At 54.4% G+C, this 17,524-nt stretch carries 13 protein-coding genes and 1 tRNA gene; 7 read left to right on the top strand and 7 right to left on the bottom strand.

The features are described 5' to 3' along the window. The first annotated feature begins 5 nt into the window (after window positions 1-5). Together IPJ96_05430 and IPJ96_05425 are read left to right on the top strand one after the other, a co-directional pair. Window positions 6-233, top strand: a complete 228-nt coding sequence (locus tag IPJ96_05430; protein MBK7909789.1) for a hypothetical protein — start codon at window positions 6-8, stop codon at window positions 231-233. Between the two features lie 149 nt (window positions 234-382). Continuing rightward, window positions 383-1,525: an ATP-binding protein gene (locus IPJ96_05425; GenBank protein ID MBK7909788.1), complete on the top strand. Its 1,143-nt coding sequence runs from the start codon at window positions 383-385 to the stop codon at window positions 1,523-1,525. Window positions 1,526-1,647: 122 nt separating this feature from the next. On the opposite strand, the gene IPJ96_05420 is transcribed toward IPJ96_05425, so the two are convergent. The 3 genes from IPJ96_05420 to IPJ96_05410 all read right to left on the bottom strand — a co-directional run bounded on the left by IPJ96_05420 (window position 1,648) and on the right by IPJ96_05410 (window position 4,201). Next, window positions 1,648-1,723, bottom strand: a tRNA-Glu gene (locus tag IPJ96_05420). A gap of 66 nt (window positions 1,724-1,789) precedes the next feature. After that, window positions 1,790-2,476 carry a hypothetical protein gene (locus tag IPJ96_05415; GenBank protein ID MBK7909787.1) on the bottom strand — a complete coding sequence of 229 codons (687 nt, stop codon included), beginning with the start codon at window positions 2,474-2,476 and terminating at the stop codon, window positions 1,790-1,792. A 252-nt stretch (window positions 2,477-2,728) separates the two neighbouring features. After that, window positions 2,729-4,201, bottom strand: a complete 1,473-nt coding sequence (locus tag IPJ96_05410; protein MBK7909786.1) for a proline--tRNA ligase — start codon at window positions 4,199-4,201, stop codon at window positions 2,729-2,731. A gap of 80 nt (window positions 4,202-4,281) precedes the next feature. Here IPJ96_05410 and IPJ96_05405 point away from each other — a divergent pair, with 80 nt between their 5' ends. Both IPJ96_05405 and IPJ96_05400 read left to right on the top strand, forming a co-directional pair. Continuing rightward, entirely contained in the window at window positions 4,282-6,075 is a 1,794-nt protein-coding gene (locus IPJ96_05405) for a hypothetical protein (protein ID MBK7909785.1), read from the top strand. Between the two features lie 99 nt (window positions 6,076-6,174). Continuing rightward, window positions 6,175-7,626, top strand: coding sequence for a hypothetical protein (locus tag IPJ96_05400; protein MBK7909784.1), 1,452 nt, complete (start codon window positions 6,175-6,177; stop codon window positions 7,624-7,626). Window positions 7,627-7,800: 174 nt separating this feature from the next. On the opposite strand, the gene IPJ96_05395 is transcribed toward IPJ96_05400, so the two are convergent. The 3 genes from IPJ96_05395 to IPJ96_05385 all read right to left on the bottom strand — a co-directional run bounded on the left by IPJ96_05395 (window position 7,801) and on the right by IPJ96_05385 (window position 11,644). Further along, window positions 7,801-9,300, bottom strand: a complete 1,500-nt coding sequence (locus IPJ96_05395) for a tetratricopeptide repeat protein (protein MBK7909783.1) — start codon at window positions 9,298-9,300, stop codon at window positions 7,801-7,803. Between the two features lie 191 nt (window positions 9,301-9,491). Further along, entirely contained in the window at window positions 9,492-10,253 is a 762-nt protein-coding gene (locus IPJ96_05390; protein MBK7909782.1) for a hypothetical protein, read from the bottom strand. Window positions 10,254-10,543: 290 nt separating this feature from the next. Then, window positions 10,544-11,644: a Nif3-like dinuclear metal center hexameric protein gene (locus IPJ96_05385; protein MBK7909781.1), complete on the bottom strand. Its 1,101-nt coding sequence runs from the start codon at window positions 11,642-11,644 to the stop codon at window positions 10,544-10,546. Window positions 11,645-11,778: 134 nt separating this feature from the next. Between IPJ96_05385 and lpxK the strand changes: the two genes are divergently transcribed. Both lpxK and IPJ96_05375 read left to right on the top strand, forming a co-directional pair. Continuing rightward, window positions 11,779-12,858: a tetraacyldisaccharide 4'-kinase gene (gene lpxK, locus IPJ96_05380; GenBank protein MBK7909780.1), complete on the top strand. Its 1,080-nt coding sequence runs from the start codon at window positions 11,779-11,781 to the stop codon at window positions 12,856-12,858. Between the two features lie 27 nt (window positions 12,859-12,885). Further along, complete coding sequence (locus IPJ96_05375) at window positions 12,886-14,271, top strand: choice-of-anchor B family protein (protein MBK7909779.1); 1,386 nt, start codon at window positions 12,886-12,888, stop codon at window positions 14,269-14,271. 48 nt (window positions 14,272-14,319) lie between these two features. On the opposite strand, the gene IPJ96_05370 is transcribed toward IPJ96_05375, so the two are convergent. Continuing rightward, window positions 14,320-16,257 carry a sulfatase-like hydrolase/transferase gene (locus IPJ96_05370; protein ID MBK7909778.1) on the bottom strand — a complete coding sequence of 646 codons (1,938 nt, stop codon included), beginning with the start codon at window positions 16,255-16,257 and terminating at the stop codon, window positions 14,320-14,322. Window positions 16,258-16,368: 111 nt separating this feature from the next. On the opposite strand from IPJ96_05370, the gene IPJ96_05365 reads away from it, so the two are divergent. Beyond that, entirely contained in the window at window positions 16,369-17,484 is a 1,116-nt protein-coding gene (locus IPJ96_05365; protein MBK7909777.1) for an AhpC/TSA family protein, read from the top strand. Window positions 17,485-17,524: the final 40 nt, after the last annotated feature.

Below are 17,524 nucleotides of genomic sequence, written 5' to 3'. Positions count from 1 at the left end.
TATGCATGGGTGAAGGAATTGATCAGGAGCGGTACGCCCTGCCCAGATCACCCGCGGTCCCGCTCTCGGCCCGCCGCCGCATCAACGCTGCCGACCCGCTTGAACCATCGATCTCCATTCACCACTACCCGCTCCGAAGTTCCGGCATGGCGGCGGACCTCCATCGGGGCTATGGCACAGCACTTTTTCTTCACCTCAACCTCGCTCCGGATTGTAGTTTAGCCACAACTTGAGAAATGTAGGATATTCGTCAAAAAAATCAAATTTTACGCCCTCTATCCTTCTATTCACCAAATATACTATATCTTTGGTGAACGTATTCACCAAATATAGTATGCTTTTGGTGAACATAATCACCAAAAACATACTATATTTGGTGATTATGATTTCCAGAACACTTTCGGCCAAACTCCCGCATACGTTCTTCCGGGGTAAAGCGCTGATCCTGCTCGGCCCTCGCCAGGTCGGAAAGACCACCCTCATCAGGCATCTGCTGCTAAAGGAGGCCCATCTTTTCCTCAACGGCGACGACCCCGCGATCCGGAACCTGCTGAGTGGTGTAAGTGAATCGCGCCTTAAAACCATCATCGGCCGCTACCATTTTGTTTACATCGACGAAGCCCAGCGCATTCCCGATATCGGACTTACGCTAAAACTGATCACCGACCGGTTCAAGGCCGTACAACTGCTCGTCAGTGGTTCCTCGGCATTGGAAATCAACCAGACCACGCAGGAACCCCTCACCGGTCGTAAGATCGAATACCGCCTCTTCCCGCTCAGTTGGGAAGAACTTGAATCAAGCCTCGGATATCTCGAAGCGGAACAGCAATTGGAAGAACGACTCGTATTCGGAATGTATCCGGAAGTGGTCACGAAGCGCGATAACGCGCGCGAAGTCCTGCAGGAACTGTGCACCAGCTACCTCTACAAAGACGTGCTCGCGATCTCGGGCATCCGAAAGCCGGAGATACTGGAAAAGCTCCTGCGCGCGCTGGCCCTGCAACTCGGACAGGAAGTATCGTACAACGAACTATCCGGCCTCATCGGCATCGACAAGAACACGGTCGCCCGTTACATCGAACTGCTGGAAAAAACGTTCATCGTCTTTCGCCTGAACAGTTTCAGCAGGAACCTGCGCAACGAGATCCGCGAAAACCGGAAGATCTACTTCTACGACAACGGCATCCGCAATGCCATCATCCAAAACCTGAACCCGCTTTCCCTCCGCAACGACAAGGGCGCGCTCTGGGAGAACTTCCTCGTCACCGAACGCATGAAGTACCGCGAATACCACCGGCTTCCCGCCAACCGCTTCTTCTGGCGCACCATTCAACAGCAGGAAATCGACCTGATCGAAGAAACGGGCGGACAACTCTACGCCTACGAGTTCGCCTGGAATCATAACGGCCGTAAGCGCATCCCGAAATCCTTCCTCGAACACTACTCCGCCGAAGGCCGCATCATCGACCGCTCCAACTTCCGAGAGTTTGTGATGCCGGGTACTATGAGAGCATCAGCAGAGTAATTCCCGGGTGCCCATCGGCAATGGCTGCATTTGGAAAATTACGCTGGCACCAAAGCCAGATAGTGCAGATAATACAGAGGAGCCAAGCTTAAAAAAGAAAAACCGCTCAAAAAGAGCGGTTTTGGTAGCCCGTATGGGAATCGAACCCATGTTTCATCCGTGAAAGGGACGCGTCCTGGACCCCTAGACGAACGGGCCGTGATTGGGGAGTGCAAAAGTAGGGATTTTCCGGTATTTCCAAACCGGATGCACAATTTTTTCGCCTTAGATGGCTCCTGAATCAGTCTGAAAACGAAAGCCCAAGCGCTTTCCGGTGGCGATCTTCGCCTGGACTTCGGTCTCCTGGATCTCACCAACCGTTACCTGGATAACCTGGTCGTAGGGCGGTGTGAACGGGTCAAAATCGAGACTGTACAGGATCGCCGATTCGAGCAGCTTGCGTACCGCCTCTTCGTTGAATTCCAGGCTGCTGAAATCGTTGTACAAAAAGCCCAACTGCCGCTTCCCTTCCACGAAGTAGTGGTTCTCCTTGTTGATGAAGATCCGCGCGATCAGGTAGCCCAGATCATTCGGACGGTTGTACGTCATCGACTCCGTGAGGAAATTATACACCAGGATCTTCCCGACGAAGGAGCGGCTCGCATCGTCGCGCACATAGGATGTCTTCCATACTTCGTGACTCCCTTCAAACGTGAATACGTTCGTGTGCAACTGAAAAACGAGGTAATCATCCCCCAACGTAAAGTCGACACGGTAATCGCCGCGGTCCTTGTACTCCAGCGGAATGTTCTTTCCGATCCGCTTGACTTCCCCCTGCAGGTCACTGAACAAATCCCGCAGCATCCGCTTCAACAAAACAAATCCCTCCTCCGTACGCTCCGCTACCGTCTGCTTCAGCGCAACCTTTTCCTTCATCAACTTCACGATCAACTCGCGTGGACTGGGATCCATGGGGTACAGGGTTTGGGGGTTGGGGTGTCTAGTTTCTAGTTTCGGGTTTCTAGTTTCGGGTTGGGTTGGAGTCAGGGAAGAATCAGCAGCGGTAACTGGAAATTAGTAATTAGTAATTGGTAATTAGTGATTGGTGAAAGGCCTTCAGCACTTATCCAACCCGGAGCGCGAAACCCACCTGCCTGCCGAAGCATTAGCGTAGGCAGAGAACATCAAACTACTCGTCCCTCGTCCCTCGCTCCTCGCACCTCCTCAGTACGCCCTGGCAAACAACACCCGCTGCTTCGACGGCTTGCCTGTCAGGATGCATTTACCTTCCTCTGTTTTATTATTCAGCGGAATGCAACGGATCGTCGCCTTGGTCTTGTCTTTGATCGCCTGTTCGGTCTCCGGTGTTCCGTCCCAATGCGCGTAAAGAAAACCGCCGGCATCCAGTTTTGTTTCGAACTCCTCCCAGCTATCGACCCGGTAGGTGCGTTCTTCCTGCTGCGTCAACGCCTTGCGGTAGAGGTTGTCCTGGATCTGCTCAAGCAGGTGTTCCACCTTCAGGGTCAGATCGGTGATCTGCATGGAGCTCTTCTCCTTCGTATCGCGCCGGGCGACTTCCGCGGTACCGTTCTCCAGGTCACGGGGACCAATCGCGATGCGGACCGGCACGCCCTTGAATTCGTACTCGTTGAACTTCCAACCGGGCTTGTGCGTGTCGCGATCGTCATACTTGACGCGGATACCCTTAGCCTTGAACTCGGCCGCCAGTTGGTCGGCAACCGCGGAGATCGCTTTCAACTGCTCGTCCGTCTTATAGATCGGCACGATCACCACCTGGACCGGCGCCAGCTTGGGTGGCAAGACCAGTCCGTCATCGTCCGAATGCGCCATGATCAACGCGCCCATCAGACGGGTGGAAACACCCCAGCTTGTGGCCCAGACATAATCTTGTTTACCTTCCTTGTTGGTGAACTTCACCTCAAAGGCCTTGGCGAAGTTCTGTCCGAGGAAATGCGAGGTGCCGGCCTGAAGCGCCTTACCATCCTGCATCATCGCTTCGATGCAATAAGTCTCCAACGCCCCGGCGAAACGCTCGTTCGGGGTCTTGACTCCCTTGATGACCGGTAACGCGAGGTATTGCTCGGCAAACTCGGCGTAGACGTCAAGCATCTTTTCGGTTTCGATAATGGCCTCTTCGGCCGTCGCGTGCGCGGTATGACCTTCCTGCCACAGGAACTCAGCCGTTCGCAGGAACAGGCGTGTACGCATCTCCCAACGCACCACGTTAGCCCACTGGTTCACCAGGATAGGCAGATCGCGGTACGACTGGATCCATCCCCGGTAGGTATTCCAGATGATGGTCTCGGAGGTAGGCCGCACGATCAGTTCCTCTTCCAATCGCGCTTCCGGATCCACCACCACGCCGCTTCCATCTTCCGCGTTCTTGAGCCGGTAATGGGTGACCACGGCACACTCTTTGGCAAAGCCTTCCACATGGGAAGCTTCTTTGGAAAAGAACGATTTCGGAATGAACAAGGGGAAATAAGCGTTCACGTGGCCGGTATCCTTGAACATCTGGTCCAGCACTGCCTGCATCTTCTCCCAGATCGCGTACCCGTAAGGCTTGATGACCATACAGCCCCGAACGGCCGAATTTTCGGCCAGGTCGGCTTTGATGACCAGATCCTGGTACCACTGCGAATAATTCTCTGCCCGGGTGGGGAATTCGTGACTCATAGTTAAACTTCGAACTGTTGGTCCGTTTTGGTACGGTGTTTGTAAAATTCAAACAAAAGTAACCAATTTTACCCTCACTCGTGGCCGGCACCTTCGCCGGTGAAAGGAGCAAAGCGATGAAAACGATTCGATTCCGGTACATCCTCCCAGTGATCGCCTTGATCACTTCGTGCAGCTCGACCTACTACCCCGGCAGCACTCCAGCCGACGATGTGTACTATTCGCCGCGCAACAACCCGGCGTCCGCTCCTGTTGCAACCGCTCCCGCGCCGGCACCCAACACGTACTCCAACAACAACTCGAACTACGAGCCGGCTCCCGCAACAAACTACGACAACACCGCTCCGGATTACAGTTCGACCAATCGTCAGTACGACGACCAGGGCAACACGTATGTGACCAATAACTACTACTACGATCAGGATGACTATTACGACTATGCCTACTCGGCCAACATCCGTCGTTTCTATTCTCCGGTCGTCGGGTACAGCTACTACGATCCGTTCTATACCAACCTCTACTGGTACGATTATAACCCCGTCCATTGGGGAACGTCCATTTACCTGGGCTACAACTGGTGGGCGCCGTCAACCTTCTACTATCAGCCCTTCTGTTACAGCGGTATCTCCATCGGCATCGGCTGGAACAACTGGGGCTGGGGTGGCTGGGGCTGGAACCGCCCCTGGGCATACGACCCCTGGTACGGTCCTTCCTGGGGCTGGAACAACTGGGGCTGGGGCGGTGGCTGGAATAACGGCTACTGGAACGGCTACAACAACGGTTACTGGAATGGCTATTACGACGGCCTTTACGCCGGAACCTATGGCAACCCGTACTACTACAACAGCTATGACAACAATAGTTGGTATTACGGACCCCGCGGTGCTGCCAGCACCAACAGTCCCGGTGGCAACGCGCCTCGTCCCTACTCCGCCTCGATCGGACAGAAATACGAACAGGCCGTAACGGAAGGTCGCGTAACACCTGAACTTCCGTCGCGCGGTTCGCAAGGCGGCTTCGGCAACGGCGCAAGCCGCCCTGACCCTGCCGGTCTTGCCCCTTCGAAGCAACCCGTGAGCGGAACACCGAACGATCTTGGCCGACCTTCAGCCAAACCCACGCAAACGCCGAACCCCGGCTTCAGCAGACCTACGCAAGGCATCATCTCCGATAAGAACCAAAACGGTTCGCAACCTTCCAAGGGATCGACTGAACCTGCGCGTCCGGCTCAACAAGGCAACGACTTCGGTACGCGTCCTGGCACCAACCCGACCAAAGGCGAGACACAGGGGCGTTCGACAACTCCGTCGAACAACAACCTCGGTACGCGCCCCGGCAACGAAGAGCCTTCGAAAGGCAATGGTCAGGCACAACCGACCAATCCTTCCAACAACGGATTCGGTACGCGTCCTTCACAAGAGCAAAACGCGCCTTCCAAGAATCCGACCGGTACGCGTCCGAACGATTTCAGCATCCCGTCTGCGGAACCGCAGAAGCAGCCGAACAATCCCGGCTTCCAGCCTGCACCTTCGCAGCCAAAGCGTAATGAAATGAAGGGCGAACGTCGCGACAACTCCTTCAGCCAGCCTTCCGGTCCGCGCATGGAATCGCGCCCCGAGCCTGAGCCGAGAAACGTAACGCCGAAGAATTCGCCGTCAGGCAAGAACCGCTTCTTCGACTTCCGCAGCAACAGCAGTGGCCGTGATGACCGCGGCGGTGTTCAAGAGTCCCGCCCTCGCCAGGAGAAGAGTTCCCCGACCTTCCAGCCGAGGAACGAACCGAAGCAGTTCTCGCAACCCAGTCCGTCTCCGCGTAGCAGCCCTTCGCCCTCGCGTCCTTCCAACAACAGTGGTGGCAACAACAAGCGCCGCTGATACATCGAGTAATCAATCTTCATCTGTTCCCCATGCCCGCACGGCAACCCGAGAGAACCTTCGCCGTGCGGGCTTTTTTCATCCAGTAAGTCCACGACTATGAATCGTCTGCTCTTCCTCCTTGCAATGCTCTGCACCCTGGGTGCAAATGCCCAAACCGACCTCGACGCGTTCCGTTACAGCCAGTACAGCCTGACCGGCACGGCCCGATTCACGTCGATGGGTGGCGCGTTCACCGCTGTCGGCGGCGACTTCAGCAGCCTGTCACAGAACCCCGCGGGAATGGCGATCTATCGTCGCTCGGAGCTGACCTTTACTCCTTCGATCTACGCGGGTAAAACATCTTCCACCTTCCTGGGCAACACTGCCGACGACAGTCGTTACAACTTCAACATCGCCAACGCCGGCTTCGTCTTCACGCAACCGCTGACCAAGAACGACGAAGGTGAGGGCTGGAAAAGCTGGAACTTCGGTATCGGGCTGAACCGGATCAACAACTTCCACAGCCGTTCCTTCTACGAAGGCTTCAACCTCGACAACTCCTTCACCGATTATCTCGCCCAGCAGGCGCAGGGCGTCGGCTACGAGAACCTCGATGGGTATTACGAATACCTTGGCTACTATACGTATCTCATCAACCCCGACTCACTGAATAATTACACCAGCGCCGTTCCGTTCGGACACGTAACACAGCGCCGCTCTTCTGAAAAGCGTGGCGCCATCACGGAAACAGCGTTTTCGGTCAGTGGCAACTACAGCAACAAGCTCTTCCTCGGCGCCACGCTCGGTTTCAATTCGCTCCGGTACACCGAGGAATCCACCTACGAAGAACTGGATGAGCAGAACCTCGTCGACAGCCTCAAACTGTTCCAATTCGATCAAAGCCTTACCACCCGCGGTGTTGGCGTCAACCTGAAATTCGGTATGATCTATTGGATCAACGAATACGTCCGCTTTGGCGCCGCAGTCCATACACCTACCTGGTACAACATGAACGACTCGTACCAGAACACCATGCAGTCGCGCTTCGACGGTGGCTACACCGCGCGGAAGCAATCTCCCTCCGGAACGTTCGATTATTACATGACCACTCCTTTCCGTGCGATGGGCGGTCTCGCCTTCGTCTTCAACCAATATGGCCTCGTAAGCGCCGATTACGAGTTCAACGATATCTCCACCGCGCGCATCTCGGCGACCGGTTTTAGCTTCGCCGACGTGAACAATGAGATTCGGCGGAAGTACACGGCGACGAACACGGTACGCATCGGTACCGAATGGCGTATCAACAATTTCACGATACGTGCCGGCGGCGGTCTCACTTCCAGTCCGATGAACAGCAAGTATGCCGTAAGCGGAGCGGACTTTTCGCAGAAGTCGCTCACTGCCGGATTCGGTGTTCGGGATAAGAATGTATTCCTCGACTTCGGTTACGCCTACACCGAAACGAAAGGTTATCTGCAGCCCTACACGCTTAACTTCCTCGAAGTAGCCGGCGTACGGGAAACAATGGTACGGTCGAACTTCACCATGACGTTTGGGGTGAAGTTCTAAGGGTAACTAGTTCCGGGTTTCGAGTTCCGGGTTTGATAGAGGTACGTAGGACGTGGGACGAAAACACTTTTAATAGGAAGCCGGGATCAATAAAGTACTCAGCACTTTCAACCAAAAACTTTCAACTTTCAACCAACCCGAAACCCGGAACCCGAAACCCGGAACTAAAAAACCCTATTGCTTCTCCAGCGCCTCCGCGATCCGATCCAGCCCTGCCTGGGCTTTTTGATCAATGCTGTTTTGGTACTCGTGGTGATCCAGGGCGAGGCAACGCTGATAATAAGTTAGGGCGCGCTGCAGGTCACCTTTCTCTTCGTAGAGATTACCGAGCGAAAGCGCGCTGTTCGCGGCAAAATAATAACGAGCCGAAGCACCGTTCTTGAGCGTGGTCTCGTAATACTCGATCGCTTTTGCTTCTTGTCCCTGTCGTTGTAAGATACGAGCCAGACGATACGTCACTTCCAACTGGTCACGATACCGCGGGAAACTATCGATCGGCTTACCGGCAATCACGTCTTGCGCCTCGTCATAATAACCGCCGTCGAAGAGCAGGCGGGCACGGAGCAACAACTTGTTGGGCGGGTCTCCGCCGAGCGCCTCACTGAAGGCTTCTTTATCTTCATCTACCAACTGGTCGCCCGTGGTTCTGCAGGTTTGGATCACCTGCCGATAACCGTCCGGATCTCCTTTGAGCAACTGTATCCAAGCCAGCTTCTGCCAGGCGGCGCGAACGTAGTTCATGCCTTTGTACTGGTTCAGAAAAGCACGGAAATCGGATTCTGCTCCCAGGTCAAGTTTGCGCAAGCGGGCCAGGCCTCGCTTATAGGTCAGAAACGGGAACGCATAGGTAAAGGTGTCAGGATAATGTCGGGTAAGCAATTGCAGCGCGTCATCGTTCCTTCCGGCGCGCATGCGGATGCTTACGGTAGAATAGCGCAGCAGCGGGCTCCAGAACACATAGGGATCCAATTGACTGAGCAATCCTTCATCCGGATCGTTGCCCGAATAAAACGACAGGCGGATGTTCCCCAGGTAGAAGAGGATCTCCTCCCGGTATGGTTCCAGTTCCGATCCCTGCAGCATGCGCAGCAGGGTATTCAGCTCTTCCACGCCTTGCGGAATGGTGCCTTCCATTCCGGCCAGGTCGACCAGCCAGTGATATTCTTTCGGTACGGCACCGACCACCGTATGCAGAAAACCGGAAAGTTTGCGGTTGAGAACGAAAGTCGGATAGAGCGCTTCGTTACGCTCGATCAGTTTCCAGGCCTTTCGCATCTGATTGGCAGCGGTAACATGCTCCCGAAACTTCACACGCAAAAGGGCTTCCTGTACGATGATCTCCGCCTTGGCATACAAGTACCAGGGCGATTGCTCGCCGGAAGAGGATTCATCGAGCTGTTTTAAGCGTTGCGTGCTCCTTTTCTTGAGCTCAAGAAAGGCGATCTCATTCTCCGAAATGAACGCTTTCAGAAAGTCGATGTAATTCTCATACAGGATAACGATACGGTTTCCGGGATGCCGGAATTTTTCGTCGCGCAGCAGTTGCTGACCCTGATCGAGGCGCAACCGGATGATGGAAGTATACGCTTCGCTGACCTTTTCATTGAACTCAAAGTTGGCCCTGGCCGAAAATCCGGTGAGCAGCAAGAGGATGGCGAGCAGCGAACGACGCATCGGTATGCAAAGTAAGAAAGACGTTTGAACGTTGAAACGTTCTAACGTTTGAACGTTACAACGTTTGAACGTTTGAACGTTAAAACGTTACAACGTTCAAACGGTTAAACGGTTAAACGAGAAGTTCACAAGTGCCTACAAATACAAAAGCCGGTCTTGGGAACCGGCTTTCGTGATAAGTTGACCTGGAATCACTCCGCGACTACGTCGTCGCCGGAAATGCGGGGATCAACGAGGATACGACCGCAGTGTTCGCACACGATCACCTTCTTGTGCTGGCGAATATCGAGTTGGCGTTGCGGCGGGATCTTGTTGAAACAACCGCCGCAGGCGTCGCGCTGGATGCTGACAACCGCCAGGCCGCTGCGCGTATTGTTACGAAGACGGTTATAGCCGGCCAGCAATCGCTCGTCGACGATCGTGCGGGCCTTTTCGGAAATCTTACGGAGTTGCTCTTCTTCCTTCTGCGTCTCCTCGACGATGCTGTCGAGTTCGGCCTTCTTCAGGTTGAGAATGGCCTGCTTTTCGTTCAGGATCGCAATGGTTTGTTCGTGCAGTGCCGCCTTGGCAACCACATCTACTGCGAATTCCTTCACACGCTTTTCGGAAAGCTGGATCTCGAGGTTCTGGTATTCGATCTCTTTGTTGAGCGAGTCGAATTCGCGGTTATTCTTCACCTTCGACTGCTGGGCCTCGTACTTCTTGATGAGTTCCTTCGCGTCCTTGGCAGCCTGCTTCTTGCGGTTGACCTGATCATTGAGCGAATTCACTTCTTCCTGGATGTGCTCGGCCCGGGTGGTCAGACCGGCGAGTTCATCTTCCAGGTCGGCCACTTCCATCGGGAGTTCCCCGCGGATGGTCCGGATCTTATCGATGTTCGAGTCGATCTCCTGAAGGACATACAGCGCCTTCAGTTTTTCTTCGACGGTGAACTCCTTGTGATCACGGCTCATGATCTCTTCGAGTTTGCGCTCCAGGCGCGACACATCGATGATCTTCTCGATCTTACGGGGCTGCAGGGTGGCTGCCTTGGTCTTGATCTTGGCTTTAGCGATTCGGGAAAGACTCACGTCGTTCTAGATTTTAGTTAGCGCTGATTGACAACGAGCACAGGGAAAAACATGAAAATCCCCCTACACTCGCCCGCTCACCCGGTTCGTGATCGTAACTACTTCAAACAGCAGTAGTAGCAAATCCCTGAACCGATTTTCCGAAATGCTTCCGCGGTTTTCCTGCTGGTACTTTAGAGGTAATAAACCGGATTCGTCCGCACTTCCGTCAAGCGGACGGCAAAGGTAGTAAAATTCTTCAGAATCAGGTCCCGAAACAGCTCCCCGGTAAACTGTTCGCTTTCGTAATGGCCAATGTCGGCAATGATTATATCTCCTTCAGCATCAAAGAATTGGTGGTATTTGAAGTCGGCTGTCACCAGCACATCCGCACCCTGCCGACGGGCATCATTCAACAAAAAACTACCGGAACCACCGCAAACGGCTATTTTTTGGACTTTTCGATCCAAAAGCTGCGTATGCCGGACAACCTCCGCTCCCATCCTTTTTTTCAAATCCAGAAGAAAATTGCGGCCATCCATGGGTTCCGGAAGACGGCCAATAAGCCCTGACCCAACTTCATTATAATGATTTTCAAGCGAATAAATGTCGTAAGCGACTTCCTCGTACGGATGCGCTGAGAAGAGTGCTTTTAAAATCGCTGATTCCCGGTATGCGGGAAAGATGAGCTCAATCCGTGTTTCGGGCTCGCGGTGGTTTTCACCAGGCTTTCCAACCGCCGGATTGGTCCCCGCTCCGCCCCGAAAGGTGCCTGTGCCTTCCACATTGAAACTGCAGTTATCGTATTCTCCAATGTGCCCGGCGCCGGCCTGAAACATTGCCTCGCGAACATGATCTGCCTGTGCATGGGGAACGAAGGTGACCAGCTTCCTGAGTAAACCCTTCTTTGGTGAGAGGATCCGGGTATCGAGCAAACCGATCCGTGCGGCAATCCGTGCGTTCACGCCATCCTGCACATTATCGAGGTTGGTATGCGCAGCATAGATCGCGATGTTGTTCCGGATCGCGCCCATTACGACTCGTTCGATGTAGGACGCGCCGGTAAATCGTTTCAAGCCGGAGAAGACAATCGGGTGATGTGCAATGATCAGATTACATCCGTGCCGGATCGCTTCCTCCAGAACAGCCTCGGTACTATCGAGGCAAATCAAGACGCCATTGACGGGCTGGTTCCGATCACCAACCAGTAATCCGGCATTGTCGTAACTTTCCTGATACCGCAGCGGGGCGAAGGATTCCAGGCATTGCGCAACATCTCCGATCGTAACGGCCATAGTTTCTCGAGAACTTGAAGGTTCAAACTTACGAAATGCGCCGGCTTGGGACGATCAGCAACTCCTGACACGAGCCTGACCCGACCAAGGCTATAAGCTATACACCTCGCTCTAATTTGCGTAATTTGCCCGGCATGTCCGGCTGGAGAACTCTTTTACTACCATTCTCGCTCTTGTACGGCCTGGTGACGATCGTTCGAAACTGGCTCTACGACAAGCGGCTCCTGCCATCGTATTCCTCGACCTTGCCGACGATCGGCGTGGGTAATCTGACCACCGGCGGAACCGGGAAGACGCCACACATCGAATACCTCGTCCGTCTGCTGCGGCCACACTACCGCGTCGCCACGCTCAGCCGGGGCTATGGCCGGAAGACGAAAGGATTCATGATCGTATCCAATCCGTCCGGAACCGACATGATCGGTGACGAGCCGATGCAGTATTATTCCAAGTTCTCCGACATCCTTGTTTCCGTCGGCGAAGACCGCGCGGCTGCGCTTCAACGTTTAGAACGCCACCACCCCAAGCCGCAGGTCGTGTTACTCGATGACGTGTTCCAGCATCGGGCCGTACGACCGGGTCACCAGATCCTGTTAATAGAATACGACCGGATCATGCAGACCGAACTCCTGTTGCCGGCCGGAGATCTGCGCGAAGTGAAATCCGGTCAACGACGGGCCGACACCATTATCATCACCAAGTCACCGGCCATCCTGGTACCGATCGAACGGAAAAGGATCCTGGAACATTTGCAACCACTGGAGCACCAGCAAGTCTTTTTCACTTATTACCGTTACGGTGATTTCACCCGCTTGCACGCCAAGCCCGGCGGCATGATGATGGGTTCGCAGTATTACCTCGAAAAGCGCTTTACCATCCTGATGGTAACCGGCATTGCCCACCCGGCGACATTGATCGAGCACCTCCGGCGACAGTCGGATAAACTGGAGATGATGCTCTTTCCGGACCATCACGAATTCACCGAAAAGGATATCCGCCGCATCCAGGAAACCTTCGACCAGATCGCGAATCCGAACAAGATCCTGGTCACCACGGAAAAAGACGCCATGCGTTTCCGCAACCCAAGAATTGACGCGCTCACGCGGAACATGCCCATCTTTTACATCCCGATCGAAGTCGCCTTCCATCAGGATGGTGAAAAATTCGACCAGACCATTACCCGATACGTCACTGCAGCCAGAAAACCCTCCTGATTCCAAAAGCATCAACTCCTCCAAATCATGAAATACATCCTGACATTTCTCTGCGCGCTGGCGCTGAATGGCACCAGTGCCCAGTTCAGCTTTCAGAACATCAACCTGCTCAGCAACTTCGACGACCCGGCAGTGCCAGCCGAGCCCGTCTACGGGATCCGATACCAGAGTTGTTGGGGTTGGGCCGATCCGCTGACCGACCGGGAATACGGCATCATCGGATCTTCCGAAGGCACCTACATCATTGAAGTTACCGATCCTGGCAATCCGGTTCAGCGCGACTACATTCCCGGTCGTTCGAACCAGCGCATTTGGCACGAATACAAGACGGTCGGAAATTATCTCTACATCATCAGCGACGGCGGCGGCAACAGTCTGCAGATCGTGGACCTGACCACGCTCCCCGACTCCGGACATGTCGTGTACGACGGCACGAACATCTTCGACAGCGGCCACACGCTGTATGTCGATGGCACCCATTTGTATGTGGCATCGGTCAGTCAGATAGGCGGAAGTTATTCCAGCATGAACGTATACGACGTTTCGTCTCCGGCGACTCCCGTGCTCCTGCGCCGACTCGACCAAGACTATCCCTCCATCAGCCAGGTGCATGACATGTTTGTCATCAACGACACCATCTTCGCCTCCTGCGGTTACCAGGGACTGTACATTTTCACTTACGACGAATCCACGAACCGTTTTACCCAACGCGGAAGCCTCACCAACTATACCCCGGGAGGAAGCTACAACCACAGCAGCTTCATTTCCAACGACCGGACCACCCTGTACATGATGGATGAAGTACCCGACGGATTGCCCTGCAAAGTGGTCGACGTTTCCGATCTGAGTAATCCGTTCGTCGTGGACACATTCTATTCGAATGCGGGTTGTACACCGCACAACCCGTATGTGAAAGGCAATTTACTGGTCAATGCCAATTACCAGGACGGCGTTTGGATCTACGACATCAGCAACCCGCAAGTGCCTGTTTTCGCCGGATATTTCGACACGCACCCGCAAAACAGTCCGGGCACGTATCCCAACCCGCCCTATGCAGGCTGCTGGGCCGCTTACACCGATCTCCCCAGCGGAACGCTGCTGGCGAGCGACATGCAACTTGGATTATTCTGTCTCGACATTGGGACCATCACCGGGCTGAGTACGCGGCCTTCGCTAAATCCCGTGCGACTTTTCCCCAACCCGGCGCAGGATCGACTTACCATCGCCTTATCCGAATCAAGCAACGGCGGAACGTACCTGCTGACCGATCTTCAGGGAAGGGAATTGATGAATGGCGAATTGAATGCGGCTACGACTACGCTCGACATCAGTCGGCTGAACCCGGGTTTTTATCTCGTAAAAATCCAACTTGGCGATCAGGTTCGCAGCTCGCGAATACAAATCACCCGTTAAGCGATTCAATTACATTAACAGAAGAAAGCGGCCATCATGGTCGCTTTCTTATTTTCCAGGATAGCCTGCGAGACGATGCTCCAGGACCCAATCGGTCATCTGGAGCGCGTCGTGTGCATAGGCAGCCATACTGTCGGCCAGGGAAAGCGACTGCTCCAACCGGTTGGTTTTACTCCGATCGTCCAACGCGTACAAAAAGCGGCTGCCGTATTTATTCTCGATGTACAACTGATCTTTACCGACCACAGCCAATTGATGATCCTGTGAGAAATATGCGTAGGGTCGTGGTTCGCGAAACACATCGGCCCCGGGTGTTGTATTCAGATAGGGCTGCTGCAGGATGCCCATGATGGTGGGGAACAGATCGATTTGCATCACCGGCTGATCAATCGGTGCGCGTAGACTATCACCCATTCCCGGGGTACGGATCAGCAACAACACATGATTGAAGGCCAGGGGAGCCGGATAGTCTTCCACAAACGGTCGGCCATGATCACCGACGAGGACGAAAACCGTGGAATCGTACCACGGGCGCGTAGCGGCCGTTTCAAAGAAGCGTCCGACGCACCAATCGGTATAATCGTAAGCCTGCTCAAACGGAGTCTGGAATCCGCTACGGTACTTCGTATTCCCGGGCGGAGCAGCCGGTTCATGGGTACTGATCGTTTGGATCAGGGTGAAAAACGGAGTTCCAAGTGCGGCGCTGGAGTCCATGGAAGCGATTGCCCGCTCGAACAGGAATTCATCCGACACACCCCATTCATTGCTCATAGCCTCCGGAGGAAAAGCATGCCGGTCAATGATCCGGTCGAACCCGTTCGCAGGAATAAACGTGGAGAGGTTATCGAAAGCGGCGGCGTGTGAGCAGAAGAATTCGGTCCGGTAACCCAGTCGTTTCAGGGTACCCGGCAGTCCGGAGAACGTCTGACTCGCCGCGCGAACGGTCGACATCGGGTGCTCCTGCATCATGGCCGGGAAGCCGTAGAGGGAGGAGAATACACCGTTACAGGTATGAATACCGGCCGACCATGCATTGGAAAAATACCACGACCTGGAACCAATGCTATCGATGCGATGGACGATATCCGGAAAAAGGCCGGGATGCAACCGGGCACTGACCGCTTCGCTCATACTCTCCAGCAGGATCAAGACAACATGAAAGCGTTTGGGCGATCCGGGCGGCTGGACCTGCCTGGCGAAAGGATGGCCAGGGTCATGACTTCCCAGCCGAGCCTGGACGCGTGCCATAGCCAATTCATCGTCCGAGAACTGCAGCCGAAATGCCGTCAGGCTGTTGATGTAGGAAAATGCCGGACTGACGGGTAACTGATTCAGGAAAGGGTCGCCGGCAAGAAATGCTTCTTTCATCTGAATGGTCCGGTAGATGCGTCCTCCGCGCATTCCCCAGAACAACAGCAGCCCCCAGAACAGGAAGATGACGATGCGATTTCCGGTCGGGATCAAGATCGGCGCGTTGTCTTTCTGCTTTCGCATCAGTGAGCGGATGAGTCTGTAAAGCAAGAAGGCACTCAGCAGGAAAGCGATCAGGTAGGGATAATAGATCGGCTGCAGGAAGATGATCTTGACCATTTCCAGCGGACTTCCGATCCACAGGTGAACGGATCGAGTGATGCGCTCGCGGAAGAACGCATAGTACGGAAGGTCGGCGATCAGTAAAACGATCAGGAACGAGAAGACCAGGAAATAGTAACCAAGCAGCCAGTTTCGCCAGCGATCCAGTGACCTGCCGGCAATCCATCCAACCGACCAGAAAATGAAAACCGGGACACTGAGGTACGACGCGATGAACAGATCGTAATGAAGGGACAACCCAAATGTGCTGAAGAAAGCGTTGGAAACACCTTGCGTTGCGGAAGACCGGTTGATCCAAAGAAACAGGAAATAGAAAAATATCTGTACCGTCATGGCGAGCAGAAAGAACCACACTTGCAGGCGCAGGTAACGGGAGGCGAAGAGGGATCTCATCCGGAATTGACCGGCCAAAGGTAAGCCGGAGGAAGTTGCGGTCACAATGGCCGGACACGACCTCCGGCAGGGAATCCGTACCTTTGCAGGAACCTACCGCGTTCCTGACAAATGACGACACGTCGCTTCCTTCTCCTGCTGATCACCGGCTTCCTTTCCGTCTTGTTTGCCTGCTCCTCCGATACCGGTGGTCCGGTAATCAGGGGGCAGTTGGGTCATGCCCCGAACACGACACTACTTTTTCAGCGTATCGGGGAATCGGGAGAAGTGACCCTGGATTCCGTGACGACCGATGCCGACGGGAAGTTCAGCTTTCGCAATCCGGTGACCGAGCTGGACTATTACATCCTGCGCGCGAATCCGACCAACCTGTTGTTTCTCATTCTTAGAGGCGGTGAAACGGTGGAGATCAACGGTGACGCCCAGCGACTTGACGAGACCTACTCGGTCAAAGGTTCCGAGGATTCGGAGAGCATCCGGAAACTGCGGGAGTACGAACGCAAGCTCACCGACTCACTCAATTCGATCTACGCGAAGGCGCGCAATGAAAATCCTCTTGGAAAAGATTCCGTGGGCTTGAAATTGCAGGCCGCCTATTCCCGCAGCATGGAGCATTTCGCGCAGGATTTCATCCGGCAGCACAACAATTCGATCGCCTCGCTATCGGCAACGAAATACCTCAACCAGCAGCAATCCCTGCCCCTGATGAGCGAACTGGAAGAGAATTTACGCAAGGCCTATCCGGACAACAAGTACGCCCGCGATTTTTCCGCCCTCGTACAGGATCTTCGCAAACTCCCACCCGGCAGCCTGGCGCCGGAAATCAAACTTCCCGGAATCGACGGTCAACCCCTTGCACTTTCTTCCCTTCGCGGGAAAGTGGTGTTGGTTGATTTCTGGGCAAGCTGGTGCCAGCCGTGCAGGATGGAAAACCCCAACCTGGTGCGCATTTATAAAAAGTACCGGGGCGACAAGTTTGAGATCCTTGGCGTATCCCTGGACCGGGATGCCGCAGCCTGGAAAGCGGCCGTCGTGAAAGACAGCCTGAGCTGGCCGCAGATCAGTGAATTGAAGATGTGGGAGAGCGGCTTCGTGAAGGATTACAACATTGACGCGATACCATTCAGTGTTTTGCTGGACGCCAATGGCAAGATCATCGCCAAGGGACTACGGGGCGAGGACCTTGAACTCAAAATACGGGAGCAGTTAGGGAAAACTTCTTCGTAAAGCCGCACGCTCATCCTGTCCGGCTTACTACATTTCCCGC

The organism is Bacteroidota bacterium (assembly GCA_016713765.1).
Classification (GTDB): domain Bacteria; phylum Bacteroidota; class Bacteroidia; order AKYH767-A; family 2013-40CM-41-45; genus Pollutiaquabacter; species Pollutiaquabacter aromativorans.
Note: the sequence above shows the minus strand (reverse complement) of the source record. Positions and strands in the feature narration are given on the sequence as shown.

What these genes read in the sequence shown, in the direction of transcription:
- IPJ96_05430 (MBK7909789.1), top strand. Translation starts at nt 6, where the DNA reads ATGGGTGAAGGAATTGATCAGGAGCGGTACGCCCTGCCCAGATCACCC.
- IPJ96_05425 (MBK7909788.1), top strand. Translation starts at nt 383, where the DNA reads ATGATTTCCAGAACACTTTCGGCCAAACTCCCGCATACGTTCTTCCGG.
- IPJ96_05415 (MBK7909787.1), bottom strand. Translation starts at nt 2,476, where the DNA reads ATGGATCCCAGTCCACGCGAGTTGATCGTGAAGTTGATGAAGGAAAAG.
- IPJ96_05410 (MBK7909786.1), bottom strand. Translation starts at nt 4,201, where the DNA reads ATGAGTCACGAATTCCCCACCCGGGCAGAGAATTATTCGCAGTGGTAC.
- IPJ96_05400 (MBK7909784.1), top strand. Translation starts at nt 6,175, where the DNA reads ATGAATCGTCTGCTCTTCCTCCTTGCAATGCTCTGCACCCTGGGTGCA.
- IPJ96_05395 (MBK7909783.1), bottom strand. Translation starts at nt 9,300, where the DNA reads ATGCGTCGTTCGCTGCTCGCCATCCTCTTGCTGCTCACCGGATTTTCG.
- IPJ96_05390 (MBK7909782.1), bottom strand. Translation starts at nt 10,253, where the DNA reads ATGAGCCGTGATCACAAGGAGTTCACCGTCGAAGAAAAACTGAAGGCG.
- IPJ96_05385 (MBK7909781.1), bottom strand. Translation starts at nt 11,644, where the DNA reads ATGGCCGTTACGATCGGAGATGTTGCGCAATGCCTGGAATCCTTCGCC.
- lpxK (MBK7909780.1), top strand. Translation starts at nt 11,779, where the DNA reads ATGTCCGGCTGGAGAACTCTTTTACTACCATTCTCGCTCTTGTACGGC.
- IPJ96_05375 (MBK7909779.1), top strand. Translation starts at nt 12,886, where the DNA reads ATGAAATACATCCTGACATTTCTCTGCGCGCTGGCGCTGAATGGCACC.
- IPJ96_05370 (MBK7909778.1), bottom strand. Translation starts at nt 16,257, where the DNA reads ATGAGATCCCTCTTCGCCTCCCGTTACCTGCGCCTGCAAGTGTGGTTC.
- IPJ96_05365 (MBK7909777.1), top strand. Translation starts at nt 16,369, where the DNA reads ATGACGACACGTCGCTTCCTTCTCCTGCTGATCACCGGCTTCCTTTCC.